This is a genomic window from Paenibacillus xinjiangensis (assembly GCF_059686975.1).
Genome location: NZ_JCAALS010000005.1, coordinates 230,999 through 245,615 on the forward strand (window position 1 = coordinate 230,999; position 14,617 = coordinate 245,615).

At 42.4% G+C, this 14,617-nt stretch carries 20 protein-coding genes; 7 read left to right on the top strand and 13 right to left on the bottom strand.

Going from position 1 to position 14,617, the window contains the following annotated elements; genetic code table 11:
- Positions 1-104: 104 nt before the first annotated feature.
- On the top strand, positions 105-947 hold the full coding sequence (locus AC6ESP_RS07545) for a tyrosine-type recombinase/integrase (protein WP_497096078.1): 843 nt from the start codon (positions 105-107) through the stop codon (positions 945-947).
- Between the two features lie 194 nt (positions 948-1,141).
- On the opposite strand, the gene AC6ESP_RS07550 is transcribed toward AC6ESP_RS07545, so the two are convergent.
- Positions 1,142-1,732: a GNAT family N-acetyltransferase gene (locus AC6ESP_RS07550; protein WP_497096079.1), complete on the bottom strand. Its 591-nt coding sequence runs from the start codon at positions 1,730-1,732 to the stop codon at positions 1,142-1,144.
- Positions 1,733-1,976: 244 nt separating this feature from the next.
- Complete coding sequence (locus tag AC6ESP_RS07555) at positions 1,977-2,075, bottom strand: DUF418 domain-containing protein (RefSeq protein ID WP_497096112.1); 99 nt, start codon at positions 2,073-2,075, stop codon at positions 1,977-1,979.
- On the opposite strand from AC6ESP_RS07555, the gene AC6ESP_RS07560 reads away from it, so the two are divergent.
- Together AC6ESP_RS07560 and AC6ESP_RS07565 are read left to right on the top strand one after the other, a co-directional pair.
- Positions 2,037-2,195 (top strand): hypothetical protein, encoded by a 159-nt coding sequence (locus AC6ESP_RS07560; RefSeq protein WP_497096114.1) that lies wholly within the window; start codon positions 2,037-2,039, stop codon positions 2,193-2,195. The two genes, AC6ESP_RS07555 and AC6ESP_RS07560, sit on opposite strands and share 39 nt — an antisense overlap.
- A 152-nt stretch (positions 2,196-2,347) precedes the next feature.
- Positions 2,348-3,001, top strand: coding sequence for a hypothetical protein (locus AC6ESP_RS07565; protein WP_497096080.1), 654 nt, complete (start codon positions 2,348-2,350; stop codon positions 2,999-3,001).
- Between the two features lie 427 nt (positions 3,002-3,428).
- Here AC6ESP_RS07565 and AC6ESP_RS07570 read toward each other — a convergent pair whose 3' ends face one another.
- Genes AC6ESP_RS07570 through AC6ESP_RS07580 form a run of 3 tightly spaced genes read right to left on the bottom strand, consistent with a single transcriptional unit; the run spans position 3,429 to position 5,426 of the window.
- On the bottom strand, positions 3,429-3,851 hold the full coding sequence (locus AC6ESP_RS07570) for a SpoIIAA family protein (RefSeq protein ID WP_497096081.1): 423 nt from the start codon (positions 3,849-3,851) through the stop codon (positions 3,429-3,431).
- Between the two features lie 26 nt (positions 3,852-3,877).
- On the bottom strand, positions 3,878-4,930 hold the full coding sequence (locus AC6ESP_RS07575; RefSeq protein WP_497096082.1) for a hypothetical protein: 1,053 nt from the start codon (positions 4,928-4,930) through the stop codon (positions 3,878-3,880).
- Entirely contained in the window at positions 4,899-5,426 is a 528-nt protein-coding gene (locus AC6ESP_RS07580) for an RNA polymerase sigma factor (protein ID WP_497096083.1), read from the bottom strand. The genes AC6ESP_RS07575 and AC6ESP_RS07580 overlap by 32 nt, the downstream gene beginning before the upstream one ends.
- A 201-nt stretch (positions 5,427-5,627) precedes the next feature.
- On the opposite strand from AC6ESP_RS07580, the gene AC6ESP_RS07585 reads away from it, so the two are divergent.
- Positions 5,628-6,161 (top strand): hypothetical protein, encoded by a 534-nt coding sequence (locus AC6ESP_RS07585; RefSeq protein WP_497096084.1) that lies wholly within the window; start codon positions 5,628-5,630, stop codon positions 6,159-6,161.
- A gap of 125 nt (positions 6,162-6,286) precedes the next feature.
- On the opposite strand, the gene AC6ESP_RS07590 is transcribed toward AC6ESP_RS07585, so the two are convergent.
- Together AC6ESP_RS07590 and AC6ESP_RS07595 are read right to left on the bottom strand one after the other, a co-directional pair.
- Positions 6,287-6,931, bottom strand: coding sequence for a hypothetical protein (locus AC6ESP_RS07590; protein WP_497096085.1), 645 nt, complete (start codon positions 6,929-6,931; stop codon positions 6,287-6,289).
- Positions 6,932-6,935: 4 nt separating this feature from the next.
- Positions 6,936-7,631, bottom strand: coding sequence for a MerR family DNA-binding transcriptional regulator (locus AC6ESP_RS07595; protein WP_497096086.1), 696 nt, complete (start codon positions 7,629-7,631; stop codon positions 6,936-6,938).
- A gap of 165 nt (positions 7,632-7,796) precedes the next feature.
- Here AC6ESP_RS07595 and AC6ESP_RS07600 point away from each other — a divergent pair, with 165 nt between their 5' ends.
- Positions 7,797-8,513 (top strand): DUF8817 family protein, encoded by a 717-nt coding sequence (locus AC6ESP_RS07600; RefSeq protein WP_497096087.1) that lies wholly within the window; start codon positions 7,797-7,799, stop codon positions 8,511-8,513.
- Positions 8,514-8,574: 61 nt separating this feature from the next.
- On the opposite strand, the gene AC6ESP_RS07605 is transcribed toward AC6ESP_RS07600, so the two are convergent.
- The 4 genes from AC6ESP_RS07605 to AC6ESP_RS07620 form a co-directional block, all read right to left on the bottom strand.
- On the bottom strand, positions 8,575-9,540 hold the full coding sequence (locus AC6ESP_RS07605; RefSeq protein WP_497096088.1) for a hypothetical protein: 966 nt from the start codon (positions 9,538-9,540) through the stop codon (positions 8,575-8,577).
- A gap of 393 nt (positions 9,541-9,933) precedes the next feature.
- On the bottom strand, positions 9,934-10,107 hold the full coding sequence (locus AC6ESP_RS07610; protein WP_497096089.1) for an arsenate reductase/protein-tyrosine-phosphatase family protein: 174 nt from the start codon (positions 10,105-10,107) through the stop codon (positions 9,934-9,936).
- 153 nt (positions 10,108-10,260) lie between these two features.
- Positions 10,261-10,653: a DoxX family protein gene (locus AC6ESP_RS07615; RefSeq protein WP_497096090.1), complete on the bottom strand. Its 393-nt coding sequence runs from the start codon at positions 10,651-10,653 to the stop codon at positions 10,261-10,263.
- 33 nt (positions 10,654-10,686) lie between these two features.
- Positions 10,687-10,818 (bottom strand): hypothetical protein, encoded by a 132-nt coding sequence (locus tag AC6ESP_RS07620; protein ID WP_497096091.1) that lies wholly within the window; start codon positions 10,816-10,818, stop codon positions 10,687-10,689.
- Between the two features lie 193 nt (positions 10,819-11,011).
- On the opposite strand from AC6ESP_RS07620, the gene AC6ESP_RS07625 reads away from it, so the two are divergent.
- Together AC6ESP_RS07625 and AC6ESP_RS07630 are read left to right on the top strand one after the other, a co-directional pair.
- Complete coding sequence (locus tag AC6ESP_RS07625; protein ID WP_497096092.1) at positions 11,012-11,479, top strand: MarR family winged helix-turn-helix transcriptional regulator; 468 nt, start codon at positions 11,012-11,014, stop codon at positions 11,477-11,479.
- A 44-nt stretch (positions 11,480-11,523) separates the two neighbouring features.
- Complete coding sequence (locus AC6ESP_RS07630; RefSeq protein WP_497096093.1) at positions 11,524-12,462, top strand: NADP-dependent oxidoreductase; 939 nt, start codon at positions 11,524-11,526, stop codon at positions 12,460-12,462.
- A 169-nt stretch (positions 12,463-12,631) separates the two neighbouring features.
- Here AC6ESP_RS07630 and AC6ESP_RS07635 read toward each other — a convergent pair whose 3' ends face one another.
- Both AC6ESP_RS07635 and AC6ESP_RS07640 read right to left on the bottom strand, forming a co-directional pair.
- Positions 12,632-13,618: a hypothetical protein gene (locus AC6ESP_RS07635; protein WP_497096094.1), complete on the bottom strand. Its 987-nt coding sequence runs from the start codon at positions 13,616-13,618 to the stop codon at positions 12,632-12,634.
- On the bottom strand, positions 13,608-14,186 hold the full coding sequence (locus AC6ESP_RS07640) for a sigma-70 family RNA polymerase sigma factor (RefSeq protein ID WP_497096095.1): 579 nt from the start codon (positions 14,184-14,186) through the stop codon (positions 13,608-13,610). Before AC6ESP_RS07640 ends, AC6ESP_RS07635 begins: the two co-directional genes overlap by 11 nt.
- Positions 14,187-14,617 lie beyond the last annotated feature (431 nt).

A 14,617-nucleotide genomic window follows, 5' to 3' on the forward strand; every position in this document is an offset into this window, starting at 1 on the left:
AAGTCGTTGCGCTAACGGGACACGCTAGTTTAATACATCGGGCAGATTAAAACCTCTCCTTAGAACCAAACTAGATTTAATAGCTTCTAAAGGGAGGTTTTGTTATGAATTTAAATGAGTTGTGGAGTTTGTATGAGGCTGAAAAACGCATTCAAGGGTTCAGTCCAAAAACATTAAAAGCATACGCCTTACAGCACAAGATGTTAGTGCTGGAGCTAGGTAATCTCGATGTCACAGAGGTAACGTTAACCATACTGAAGGAGTACTTGGCAAAACAAGCAGTACGTTTGAAGCCAAACAGCCTTGGTCATCGGATTCGTTTTATTCGTTCTCTTTTCCGATATGCTTATGAAGAGACGTATCTGACTTCAAATCCTTCTCTAAAGTTGAGAGAACCCAAATTAGATAAGCGCATTCCTAAGTTTTTGATTGAGGAAGACGTCATACACTTGAAAATCTCATGTCAGTCACTCAGGGAAAGAGCACTGCTTGAGTTTCTCTACAGCACCGGCTGCCGGATTGGGGAGGTAGAAAAGATCAACATCGAAGATCTAAACTGGGAGAACTGCTCAGCAATCGTTAATGGCAAGGGATCGAAGCAAAGAGAAGTTTACTTTACGACAGAGTGCAAAGTATGGTTAAAGAAGTACCTGGCCAGCCGTGAGGATTCCTGCAAAGCCTTATTTGTTACCGATACGCATCCAACAAAACGAATGGCTATACCTACAATTAGGTGGGCAATAAAACGGCTTGCAGGTCGGGGAGAACTTGAAGTGAATGTGTACCCGCATCGCTTTCGACATACTTATGCATGCCAACTCCTTGATAATGGTGCTCCATTGGATTTCATTCAAGGAATGCTCGGTCATGAGAAAGCATCGACCACTCAAGTCTACGCACAACTCCGCGGCGAACGTCGGAGAGAACTTTATCGACGGTACTTTTAGTTTGTAATGGCGACGGATCATCTTTGGTATCCGTCGCTATTCAAACGGGCAGTTTAGTGTAACAATGCATTATATTTATGAAACGGATCACCGTGTTGTATCTAAACAAAAAGGTATAGTTTGACCGTAAAATATACATTGGTATATAAAGACAAAACCACTCCTGATAACGGAGTGGTTTTCTTTGGATTTTTTTATTGATGTTTAATAGTGCTATACTCGCTTTCTATTTTATCAAATTCTTCTCTAGTTATTCCCAATAATATATTATCATAAAATTTTCCATACATATAAATAATTCTTCTTCTTCGTCCTTCTTCAATAAATCCAAGATTTTTATGGAATTTAAGCGATGCTTCGTTTATTTCAACACAGCCGGAATTGCATTTTTGCATCCGTAATTCATAGAAGCCATAACGCATAATAATTCTCGTTGCTTCTGATGCGTATCCGTTGTTCCTATAACCTCTGTTCACCCCCAATCCAAAACTAAACACGCCATTTTTGTGGTCCAATGAATTTAAGTTAATGAGTCCAACTAATTGATTATTTGATAGCGTTTCGATAGCAAACATTTTTCTATAATTGTCTTTGAAATTATCATACTTATCCGACATTTCGGCAACGTCTATATCATTCTTAGGAAGTTCGATTCCCCATTCCATTAGCCTAATTGCTTCACTATCGGTGCTTTCTAACTTCCATTGTTCCCAATCACTTCTTTGAGTTGCCCTTAGTCTAATCTTAGTACCTTGCCAAAAATAACTTGATTCAATGATTGTCATTCACCTTTTCCTCCAAGATATATTTAGATTATATGGAATATACACCCGCTCCATTGTACCATATGTTGAACATTGAACTAATGGGGAACGATAGCTCAATTAACCGCCTTTTCACAAAGGCGGTTTTCTTATGGTCACAAATCAACATTAGAATTTAACATAGCCATAAAAAAAGAGCGCAGGCTGACGAGCAGCAGCCTAATCTTGGTCATACATATTCATTATCTAGTGATACTCCTATCACCTAGCGTTTGGCCAACCGTCCACCGTAGTTTCCCCATCTCCATAAACATTCAACCGGACCTTGGCCGAAGCGACGCAACCAGAGGATGCTGCAGAGCATCTGGTCTATAATGATGCAGGCCGCGGTGATCAGCAGTATCCAGGCGATAACAAGGATGATGGCGGTCACGCTTCAACTATATCGAAGCCTTTGGTTCTGCCGCTATGGGGCCAAACTTAACCCTTTCTTACAATGTTGTTTAGGTTATGTTCGGTTGGAGAGCAAGTTTTGATGAATATTTAGTTTCTGTAAAAAATATATAAACCTGTTGCCAAAACTAATAGCATTAGTTAATATTCTAATTACATTCGTTATTTGGAAGGGGACTCTTCATGTCAAAGCACACTTCTCTTATTCGATATGCGGCCATCGCTCTAGCTCTCGCTGGAATTCTTTTTGTCTTCTATCCTTCACTTCGTCCTTTTTCTGATGAAACATCCCTCTCAGGGGCTACGGCATTCGCTTCAACAGAATGGATCGTTTCACACATGATGGCAATTCTGGCATTTATGCTGTTGATGCTAGGGCAGCTTGGTCTTTACGTCTTACTCCAAAACAATATGGCAGAAAAAGTTGCGCTCAGTAGTCTGCTATTAACTTTGTTCGGGGTAGGATTAACCCTCCCGTATTATGGGGCTGAAGTTTTTGGGCTGTATGCAATCGGGCAAGAAGCAATCAATCAGCATCGTATCGACTTGATGGATCTAGCTAATGCTATTCGCTTTGGTCCCGGCTTCTTCATGTTCCTGATAGGGCTTATTATAGTCGCTATCGGCTCGCTCCTGACCTCCGTCGCAATTTGGAAATCTCGAGCAATCTCACAATGGAGCGGTATCCCTTATACTTTCGGTTTCTTAATGTATCTTCCACAATTCATGGGAACTCAACCGATCCGAATCGCTCATGGGATGACAATTGCTATTGGATGCATCTGGATAGCGACAGAGCTATGGCGGCTAAGCCTGCAAAAAGAACCAAAATCTTAATTGAACCTCCCCTCACTTGTTAAATTAATTTACAGATTGGAATTCCCCATCCGCTTTATCTGATAAAAGTGCGTTCAAAGCCTATTTGATTTCTGTAAATGTGGAGTTTTTTCTAGCTGGAATTGGTGCTGTTATTCTAATCAAGAAACAAAGCAGGCCTCCTCATCTTAGTCGCTATTATTGCCGTACTTATCTCTCAGAGACTACAGGTGGCGAAGAGTGCTATTATACAGGCATAGGCGCTGGCACAGTCTTGTTCGCCTTCGCTATATTAGGTCAGTTCCGGTTTCTTTCCTCAGTTTAATAGCATGCAAAAAAAGGGTGCTCCGTAGAGCACCCTTCTAGCTGTCGAGAAGTTCTCATGCTATTCCTAAATAAGCTGGATTTGTTACATGTAAATAAGAGATGTAACTGGTTCAATAAACCTTTATATGGGATATTCATTCAACCACATTAATGCTTGTTCATCATTATCGAAAAATTTCACAGATTCTTTTGTATTGGATTGTTGCAAATAATTCAGTATCTCCCCTTCTTCAAGGAGAAAAGCAATAGCCCTGCTGTGATTCAAAAGCGCTTCATTGAAGAACTTGTCTTTCCATACTTTTTGAACAGAAAAATGATCTGGCGTGTATCCCTTTCTATCCACCAACAATTTGTACTTACGCCCCTCGGCAATGAATAGCTGACAAGCCTTCTCGAACCCACTAAACCATTCAATAACATCATCTGTACTAATCTTTCCAATTAAATGGGTAACAATCAAATCGCCTGATACTGTTGTACGAATATTGCGTTCTTTCAACTTGGAATCATCTCCCTTAGTTACAATTATGCGGAAAAACCTCATAAAATCAATAAGGGGATGCAGTAACCTTACTTATTAATTTCCTTTACCGGGATAACTGAACCAAAAAACGCAACCCATTCTATTTCTTTAGCATTTATGATGGGTGTAAAGGTTTTGATAATCGTTATGCTGTCGCTTATTAAGTCTGCTTGAGACATCCCAGTATCTACAGTCGTTATCTCCGATGTCCCGTCTTTGTACTGGATGGTGATGGGATAACTGTCCGAATACTGATTAGGTCCAATTTCCTTCGAGGAACGGCTGGCTGCTTCAGAAATCTCTCTGGTATGCGAACTATCTACGATTAATGTAATGGAAATTGGTGAAATGGAAATCGAAGATAGCACCGCTTCATATCCATATAAGGATATTTCCTGACGTAATGCATGGCTGACCGAAATATCTATATCATTCATCTCAAACTTAGTTTCCCATGAACCTGTTAGGACTGTTTCGTATACATCGGGATAATGATCAGCCGCTTCCAAATCACTTACTCGTAAGGTAACGGAACTCCCTACGTTTCGTTGATCCGACAAATAAGTCATTACTAAGCTGATCTTATTATCGTTAGCATTCTCATCATCCAATAAGGTGTAACCAATCCCAGCACTATACGAGCCTGGATGATCAAACTTCAAGTGTGTCTGGAAACGATACCGCTCGGCATTGAGAATTGTACCTTCTGGTGCGGTGAAATCCATTAAAATATACGTTAAATGGCTGTCGCCAATTATTTGCTTCACTTCAAGTGTTCCATTCTCATTCGCAGCTTGCTTGTTAACTGCATAAGCACCGTTCTCCAAATAAACCTCTTGCTCGCTAGTTGCCGGGTTTAGAAAGTTCAATAGCTTTAAATCCAAGCCCATATAGGCGGCTGCATAAGCGGTTGTTGCTATCATGCAGACCATAATCACTGTTGTCAGCATCACAGGCCTTACATATCTCTGGAACACAGGCTTTCTAAGCACTATGGATTCGGATTCGAGCTTAGCTATCATGTCTTGAAATAACTTGTCTTTATGTTCTTTATTGGGCTCCAATGCCTCAAATAGTCCCTTGAGATGGTTTTCCGTCACCATACATCCCTCCCAACTCAGTCTTCAGGCGTGCACGCCCTTTGGATAATTGCGTTTGTAGCGTACTCTCTTTTCGATCTAGCAATTTGCTTATTTCCCTTACGGAATATCCCTCATAATAATAAAGGTACAGTACCGTTCTGTATTTCTCGGGAAGCCGGAGTAAATTCTCAAGCACATCCCTCTGATTCTCATCGTTATCCCAGTACGTCTTTTCCGGTAAAACGTCTATATCGACACGTCGGGATCTCCACCAGCTCTTTAATACATCTTTGCAAGTATTTTTGGTTGTCACAATTAGCCATGCTTTCTCATGCTCAGGGTCGTGAAAGGTGCCGTTGTGTTTGAATAGCTTCAAAAATATAGACTGAACAGCATCATCAGCGTCAACTGTGTTTTTCAAAAGAATGAAACATAATCTATAAACCGTATCTATATTCCGTTGATAAATTTCAGCAAACTCGCTATCTGTCCGCCTTAGCGATTGGTTGTCCATTTATTCACCTCCTACATATAACACGATCGATGCTTAAGAAATATCTTATAAAAATGGTCCTCTACAAAAAAACACGTATCGTAATCGCAATATGGAGCATACGGTTAGTATACTACTTTCCATAAAGCCACCCAGTTTATCCAAGACTATGCTATATTAACAAAAGGACTTTTATCCAATATAAGGGAGGATATTTGCCGCATGGAATACTTAAGAGACTATGCCATGTATGCTTCCATTTTCGGCATGTTCAGCTTTGCCTGGTTCGGTTGGGCGCAGGAAAATCCGAGGCCGAAATGGCGTATATATCTCGGCATCGCTTCCGGCATCGCTCTCCTGCTATGCTTGCTCGGCGTCTATCTAAGCATAACACACTGGGATTCCCCATCAGCGTTGTCTGACACAAGCGCGTTCAAAGACTATTTAATTTCCGTATACGTGGAGTTTTTCCTAGCTGGAATTGGTGCTTTTATTCTAATTAAGAAACATCGAAAGGATTATGTAGCCCCTTGGATCGCCTTCATTGTCGGCATTCATTTTATCGGCTTGAAGAACGTCTTCGACGATCCAAGTCTGTACTTATTATCTGGGCTCCTCGTCGCAGTTGCCATTATTGCCGTCCTCATTTCTCCGAAACTACAGGTGGCGAATAGCACAATTACAGGCATAGGCGCTGGCACAGTCTTGTTCGCCTTCGCCGTCCTAGGTCTGTTCCGGTTTCTTACCTCGGTTTGATGACAGGGTAAAAAAGCTGACTCATTAGACCAACGCCATCTTGAAAAACAAAAAGGCATTCCGGCCAGCTTAAAAATACCATGCTTAATCAACTAAAGGAGCAATTGCCTTGGCAAACTGCTCCTTTAGTTTAAAATAACTTCCTGTCGACCATCTTTTGATTCGAAGACTACTTTCTTTTCATTAAGCCATTCAGGATGATCGAATCCTAATGCTTTTTGTGCATTTGGATATCTACCATGATCACTGACCATAACCATAACTGCTAGGTCCTGTTCAGTTAATTTTTTCATTAATATAACAGAGTACGACTTTTGATAAAATTCATAAAAATAAGTACTTTCACCTAAGGTTGCAACTCGGTGCTTGATAATTAATGTTTCAGTCCCTTTAGGAGAATCTATATAGTCGTAATCCCAGTCCATAATTAAAAAACCAATTCTATATACGAACATACAAATGATTAACATGACTATAGGAATCAACAAAATCCACTTTTTGGATATAAACAACATTAAAAACAACAATAGGATATTAAAAAGAATCGGAATAAGCCACCCAGATGATCTATAAAAAACGAAATAATATTGCTGTACACTAAGTAAAACCATTGTGACATCCACTATTACTAGCAATAGGAACAAGAATAATACGATCCTCTTACTTGTTTTTGAATCAACAAGATTCAATACTATTCTCCTCCCAATATACATAGCTTCATGTTCTTGTACTTTATACTTTGTTTTCAATTGAGCATTCCATTCAAACATTATGTTACTTCTTTGATACAGCCTCCAGAAGATTGTGCAAATACGCGATACCACGCATTTGTTCAACTAATGCATAATCAATGTATTGCAGAGATTGATAAGCGATTTCTTTGGCCTGTGAGATATTGTTGTTGTCTAGCCCTACTAACACTTCTCGAACAATATCCAAGGAGTAAGCTACCCTTTGAACGGTTCGGATGATCAGCACCTTGCGAATATCCGTTCGAGAGTAGATACGAAATCCACTCTCTTGTTCGCGGTCAGGCTTAATTAAACCTTCCTTTTCCCAATGTCGAATGGAAGAAGCGGATACATTAGCTAAGCTGGCTGCTTCTCCAATTGTGAATGTACTCTTACTAAGATATTCGGGAATTTCTGCATCTTCAATCAAATCAATCATTTCAATTGCTCTTTGGACCGTTTCCTTTTCCGTATGGAGGTTCACTTGTGATTTATTAATTTGCCACAGAACATCAAGCTTCTCTCCCTTTATGATAAGCGGCATAATGGACCGAACCACATTCATGCCAAACCCAGGAATCAGGGCACGAATACATTGAAAATATTCCTCATGCTCTTTGGTATAGATGCGATACCCATTTGAAGCTCTCTCAATCTCAGGAACAAGTCCCCACGATTCATAGTGCCTCAGTGCACTTGTGCTTATATTCAATTTTTTTGCTATCTCAATGCCTTTCATCTCAGGTCCCATTCCTTAATAGCTATAATTTATTATTAAAGCATATGACGGGTTTTGTCTGTTCCTAACAGTAACACACTTACAGATTCATTCAAACCTTATCATTTGCATGAATGTTGTACGATTGGTAGGTAATCTAAATTCCAAGGCAGGAGTTGAATTGTAATGAATCAAATTATACCTATATTGCCGTGTCCATCCATCAAGGAGCAGGTTGCCTTTTATGAGCATTTGGGGTTTGAGACTATTCAAATGTACAATCGTCCTAATCCTTATGCAGTGGTGAGTTATGATGCGCTTGAGATCCATTTTTATGGAAGCAAACGCACTTTGCCTAATGAAAATCCGAATATGTGCTATATCAAGGTTGAAGATGTAAGTCGTATATATGAGGAGTTCACTTCAGGATTAAAGAGAAATACCGGAAAAATCCCCCGTTCTGGCATACCCCGAATTTCAAAATTAAAAGACTTAAAAGAAGATAGGAGATTCATGATAACAGACATGGGTGGAAATACGCTATTTGTTGGAACACCGAACGCTAAAGTATCCGATCCCGCATTTTTTAGAACAGTCGAAAGTATGGATTGGGCCAAAAACTTTGAGATTTTATACGATTTAATGTACTCAAAAGAGGATATCCATTCAGCGTCCAATATGTTGGTAAAATTTTTCCCTGAAGATCTACTTTCGATTAACGTTGAAGCATTGGATTTGTCCAAAATATTACTAGTTGCATTGGATATCCTTCTACAACGAGATCAAATAGTAGATCAAAGAATTAATGATAGGCTTAACGAGTTATTAAACGTATGTGACATGAACAATACTAACTGGCAAAAAATCACACAAAAGTACAACGACATTATGGACGATGAGTAAATTCCTATTTAAATAAAATGGGTGCTCTGCGGAGCACCCTCAGTGGTAAAATAACTTGTACTCAAACCATTCTACTACGTGGAGACCACTGCACAGCGGTAATCTGTCCACCGCTAAGGACGTTCACCGGAATCGGCTTCTTAGTATCGACAACCCAGAGCTGACTTGCACGATTTACACCTGTACATCCCGATAAATACACGACTTTGCTTCCGTCCGGTGACCAGTCGACAGGAGTGGCAAAACAATCCGATAACGATAACGTCCTCTGATTCTGACCTGTACGGCTGTCAATTTGGATGTGAGAATAATAATTCGGCTCCTTATAGGCGGTTGTGCTATAGGCGATACTCTGCGAATCTGGGGACCATGCTGGAAAATAGTTTTTGGCGAGCGGTCCGCCATCCAACGTATAGATGGCGCCTGTGGCCAGATCCACCGTCGAAATAATGGAGATGCTGGCACCGGGGAACGTATATAGCGCGAAGGTACCGTCCGGGGAAAGCCGAACGTCATGGAGCGGTCCATCTGTATTGTGCGTAATTTGTTTCCGAGCTGTACCATCCGTTCGGATACGGAAGAGCTGTGTGTTATCGCTGGAATTCAGAGCTGCGAACAGAAGCTCTGTCCCAGAAGGAAACCACTGGACATCACTTGCGGTCGACTCCGGAATCGCATAGCTGTTATGGGTGAAAGTATCATAGATTATAATTCGCCCGTTTTTGACAAAACTAAGATGCCGGCTGTCGGGGGACCAGTCCAGTAGTGCATAGGGTGCAATCTGGTCGATCCGGGCGACGGTCAGCCTACTGGTATCCAGCAGGTGAATCACGTTGCCAATGCCGATGAAAGCGATTCTCCTGCTACTCGGGGACCAATAAGGAACGGAATATTCCGCACCAAGCCCCTGTGTAAGTTGAACATTACGTCCGTCCTGCGGTCGGTACAGCCAAATGTCGAACGTACCGCCGCGATCCGACGTATAGGCGATCCATCCTTCAACGAGATCATGAGGAACAGGTTGCACAACGAACATCCCCTCTTGAATCATTTTACTTCAGATGTATTCAGGAGGCGATAGTTAGGCGACAGTCTCGGACAATATTAATAAATAGTAGGACTCATTCCACCATCCATACGGATTAGCTTACTATGCCTTCTCATATCGGGTTTGCATTTAAATATTCAGCGCGCCAACCTTCCCACAGGCGGAAGGCGCGATAGAACGAGTTCTGTCTTTATCATAATTCACCACCTATAGTTGAAGCTCATGATAAACTGACCTGCACTATAGACTATGTGTCAGTTTTCGACCAAAATCCCCAATAATAAGTTGGTGAAGATAGCTGTCGACTGTACTCAAACGAAGACCTTCGATTTGCTATGTAGCGGCTCCATTTTAAAGTGAATATTGGAATACTTACTTGCTAATATCACTATTTGCTCTTATTCCAGCGGAGGCAACCTTAATTGAGATTTTATTATTTCTACGAAGAAAATCCTTCATACAAAGCTCGGCTATTACGCTTCGAGTAAAATTATCGGTACATACAAACAAAATATTCATCAAATACAACTCCATTCCAATGACCATTTTATGGAATTATAGCAAATGATACAGGAAGATTACCATCAGTATTTTTCGATTGCCCGGTAGCTTAAAAAAGAAAGAAAGCAGTTGCCGTAGCAGACTGCTCTCTTAAGGCGAATGTCTCGCTCCAACTTGGTTTTACTGAAGGTCACTCATCTATTTTTGCAAAGAAAAGAATTTGCGTACTTGCTCATTCCTCAGCCAAAGGCCTCCCCAGACCAACACAGCAAGATAAACAGGAAACAGGATCGCAGAAAAAAGTGGGGCATCTAGACGAACATGTATCGCAATCACGCCACCAAAATAACCGGTCAACACTACTGCACCTAAGATCGTTGTACGAGGGAATGCATAAAGAATAGTAGAAAGAAGTCCGAGTATGCCCAACAAATAAATATGATGTTCTTGGAAACCAAGTGATACGGTAGAATCAACAACAAATGAGGGCATAAATAATTTCATGATACTGTCAAGCAGCATAAACAAAATGGCTATTCCACTCATCACTCTTGCCGTCCATAGCTGACCTTTAGAATTTGTTCTTGTCATTATCCATCTCTCCTTTTACAGATGATCCATCCTTCATTCTTTTATCACGCCATCTACGACTTCTCCATAATAAGCACCCCATGTCTGAAGAGCGAAAGGATACTTGCTTTCGCCTCCCTCGCTTAGCTTCCCATAAGCCGTTCTGGCTGCTGACTCATCGTCCACTTGAATTGTCCTTCTATGGAATACGACGAATAAACAATGGTGAAATCGACAAAGGCAGTGATTTTTTTTATATATTGTTCAGCTTGTTACTACGCAATGTTTTCATTTATGTTGACGGCAACATATTTAAATGTTATCTTGGAATTAATCGAATATGTTGACGACCACATAACCGGAAGGAGAGATGAAACTATTGAAGAAAAACATTAATAACGAAGCCATTGAAAATGAAATCAGTTCGGCAACGCATTTTCCCGTAAGCTTCTCTATATTCAGCATGGCTCGTTCACATCATAAAATTGCAGGACAGCTGCTTCGAGAAGCAGGCCTATATCCAGGGCAGGAGCTCGTACTGATGCAGTTATGGCACCGAGACAGCCAATCACAGAATAGTCTCTCAAGGTCACTGCGCCTTGATCACTCGACAATAGCTAAATCCGTTCGTCGTTTGGAAGATGCTGGGTTGGTCACCTGCAGCCGCTCCCAGGAAGATAAACGCGTAACCATCGTATCGCTCACACAAACAGGGCGTGGAGTTGAACCCGGAGTGATTCAGGCTTGGAGCAAGCTGGAAGAGATCACAACGAAAGTTCTCAATGACGAAGAAAAAATACAGTTTGTAGCTCTGGCACAAAAAATAGCCGCTTCTTTAGAAACTTAACTATAAATTTTAAAAAAAGATGATTGATACGAGGAGAGATAATCATGTCTAAAAAGTCGATGCAAGCCATTCTGGTCGATGAATATGGTGGTCCAAATGTATTAAAGGTACAAACCGTTGAACGCCCACAACCCCAAACGAATGAAGTGCTCGTTCGTATCGTATATGCTACGATTATTCCGCTTGACTATAAAATTCGTAACGGTTGGCTTCAAACTGTTTTTCCTGTATCCTTCCCCTACACTCCTGGATTTTATGGTTCCGGAGTTGTCGAAGAGGTGGGGCAAGGTGTGACGGATTTCAAGCCCGGTGATCGCATTTTTGGTAGTATTAGAGGAGCCTACTCAGAATATGGCATTGCGAAAGTCCATGAATTAGTCAACATTCCGGATATTCTCACCTTTGAAGATGCAGCAACGATTAAAGCAGGAGCCGAAACGGCTTGGAAAGCGTTGTTCACAGAAGGTGAACTCCAGTCTGGCCAAACTGTTCTCATCCATGCTGCAGCAGGCGGCGTTGGACAGTTTGCCGTTCAGCTGGCCAAATGGAAGGGAGCGACCGTGATCGCTACGGCTTCTACCTCTAACATGGACTTCGTCAAGTCTTTGGGTGCGGATCAAGTCATCGATTATACCATGACGGCTTTCGAAGACGTCGTCAAAGAAGTGGATCTGGTCGTCGATTCCATTGGAGGCGAGACCGAGAATCGATCATGGGCCGTTCTGAAGATGGGCGGAATTCTTGTCTCTTTGACTCAGGATCCATCCCAAGAGAACGCTCAAAAGCATGGTGTTACAGCTAAATTCAACACCAAATTCCCAACCTACGCGGATCTGCAAACCTTAACGGAATTAATTGCCAACGGCACGATTAAAGCAGAGATTGATTCCATATTCCCGCTAAACCAAGCTGATAAAGCACTGGAGAAAAGCGAGGCAAGACGTGGACGCGGAAGAATTTTGCTGCACATAAACACAATCTAACAACAACATGTATTTTGGGCTTTCCACATAATTCAAAAGGGAAGCTCGCTAAGTTATTCACCTTAGCCGAGCCTCCCTCATTTACGAACCTCCATCTTGTTTTATAAAGAGCAGCTTTCGTCGAGCAGCATTATCAATTCTGATGTAAGGATCGAAGTCCCATTTGGCGTTATTGCAGGGCTGCTGCCGCCTCGATTAATCGTTCCTTTGTCATGCCTGCGGCATCCGACTCCAAATGATAAATAACGGTTTGACCTTCCTTCTCCTCCATCCACATAATCCCTTGAAGTAAATTGCTCTCGCCGAACAATGATTGATCGCTCTTTGTGTAATGAGCCTTGCGTCCTTCTAAATCCAGCTCTTCATAGACTGTAGTCGTCGAAGTAAAAGCTTCGAGCTTTATGGAAGAATCGCTAATAATCTGCCAAGTATAGTATAGGGCTTCGTTATTTGCATCCCTGTAGACCGAAGTGTAGTTTGACACCGGATCATCGGCGGACGCCTCCGTCAAGCGCCACAGCGGCCCGTCACCATCGGCATGGTTATGTTCGGCTATCATCTCGCTCATATGATCCATGGCATCCATTCCCATAGAGGCATGGAACGGACTGTTCTCGGCCCCTGCCTCGAAGATGTAAGTACCCCCGAGCAAGGAGTCGGGTAACGATTCCGTCACACCCTGCGCCTCCAGCATGGCCTTCCACTCAGGAACTCCAGCAGTCCAGTCGGGGTTAGTTACTCCTAACGGCAGTGGATCACCGGGATACTCCGAGAAGACCCCCGGCAAATAGACAACTGCCGTAGTTCCAGGCTTCAGTTGATCTTGCACTTCCTTAAGTGATGCCCGGGCACTCGCCAATGCCTCTGGGCTGATCACAAGAGCTTCATTCGTTTGCATACGAATGGAATACTGGCCTAGCGAGTCCGAGAACAACAGCTTTGTACCTGCATAAGCAAATCCGCATAGTACTGCTATTATAGCTGCAAAAATGGCAACTCTTGATAAGGTTCGTTTGTTTCTCATAAGTCTCTTTCTCCTCCTATCCATCGCCATCCGTCCATATTCCGCCATGATTCGCTCATCCAGTGAAGGAGGGCACTCCAGTTCAGCCTGATCGTGCTTGAACGCTTCGGTCAATCTCCGTTCAATAGACATAGCCATTCCTCTCCTTTCCGTCTTGGAATGACTCGAATCGACGACGCAATCGCTTTAGGGCGTGATGATGCCTCGATTTGACCGTTCCCAAGGGGATGTTCAGCATCCCCGCAATCTCTTCCAGCGAACAGTCCTGGTAGTACCTGAGCACAAGGATCTCCCTCGCTTTGTGGGGGAGCGTTCCTAGGAGCGCCTGAAGATCCATACGGTCGCTTACAGCGGACAACCGAGCTTCGGCTTTTTCATCCGATGACTGCCCGGCTAACGCTTGCAGCTTCTCTGCAATCCGGAACATTCTCCAGCTCTTTCTCTTCCAATTACGTACTTGCCTGACAATTAATCCGTTAAACCATGCTGCAAAAGGTTGCTCCGATCGATACTTATCCGCGCTCCTCATCAACTCGATATAAACCTCGCTCATGATGTCCCCAACGTCTTCCTTACAGGGAGAGAGATAATGAATCAGCCTGTAAGTATGATCGCGCGTTGCTTGGTATACCGTTCGGAATGCCTCCTCGTCGCCCCGGCTCATCCGGATAAGCCATGGGCTCCAATTAATATCCTTCATAGGACCGGCCTCCATTCAGGTGTTACACTAACTATTGGCTCGTTTTGGATAAAAGGTTCACTAACAGAGGAACAAAATCACCCTACGGGTGACTTGACGTGCTTTTCGCAATTCCTTGGGATCTGTAATAACCGTAGACAAAAAAATTCTAGCGTGATGCCCGTTACTTCAATGAACAACGGCAGCCGATCATGTGGTCGGCTGCCGTAATGTTTTGGTTGAACTATCGTTCTCCGTTAGTTGAACGAATGCTTGTCAAGATTTGGGTGACAACTTCTTCGTACTTACCCAATACTTCCGAAATCAGTTCTCGGGATCATGTACTTTAGTCCACCCATCCGTGTTTTCAATGGTTCTAAAACTTCCGTTTATGATACGGAAGACCCTCGCCTTCTTCGCAATACTGTTTAAGACTGTACAAAAAAATAGCC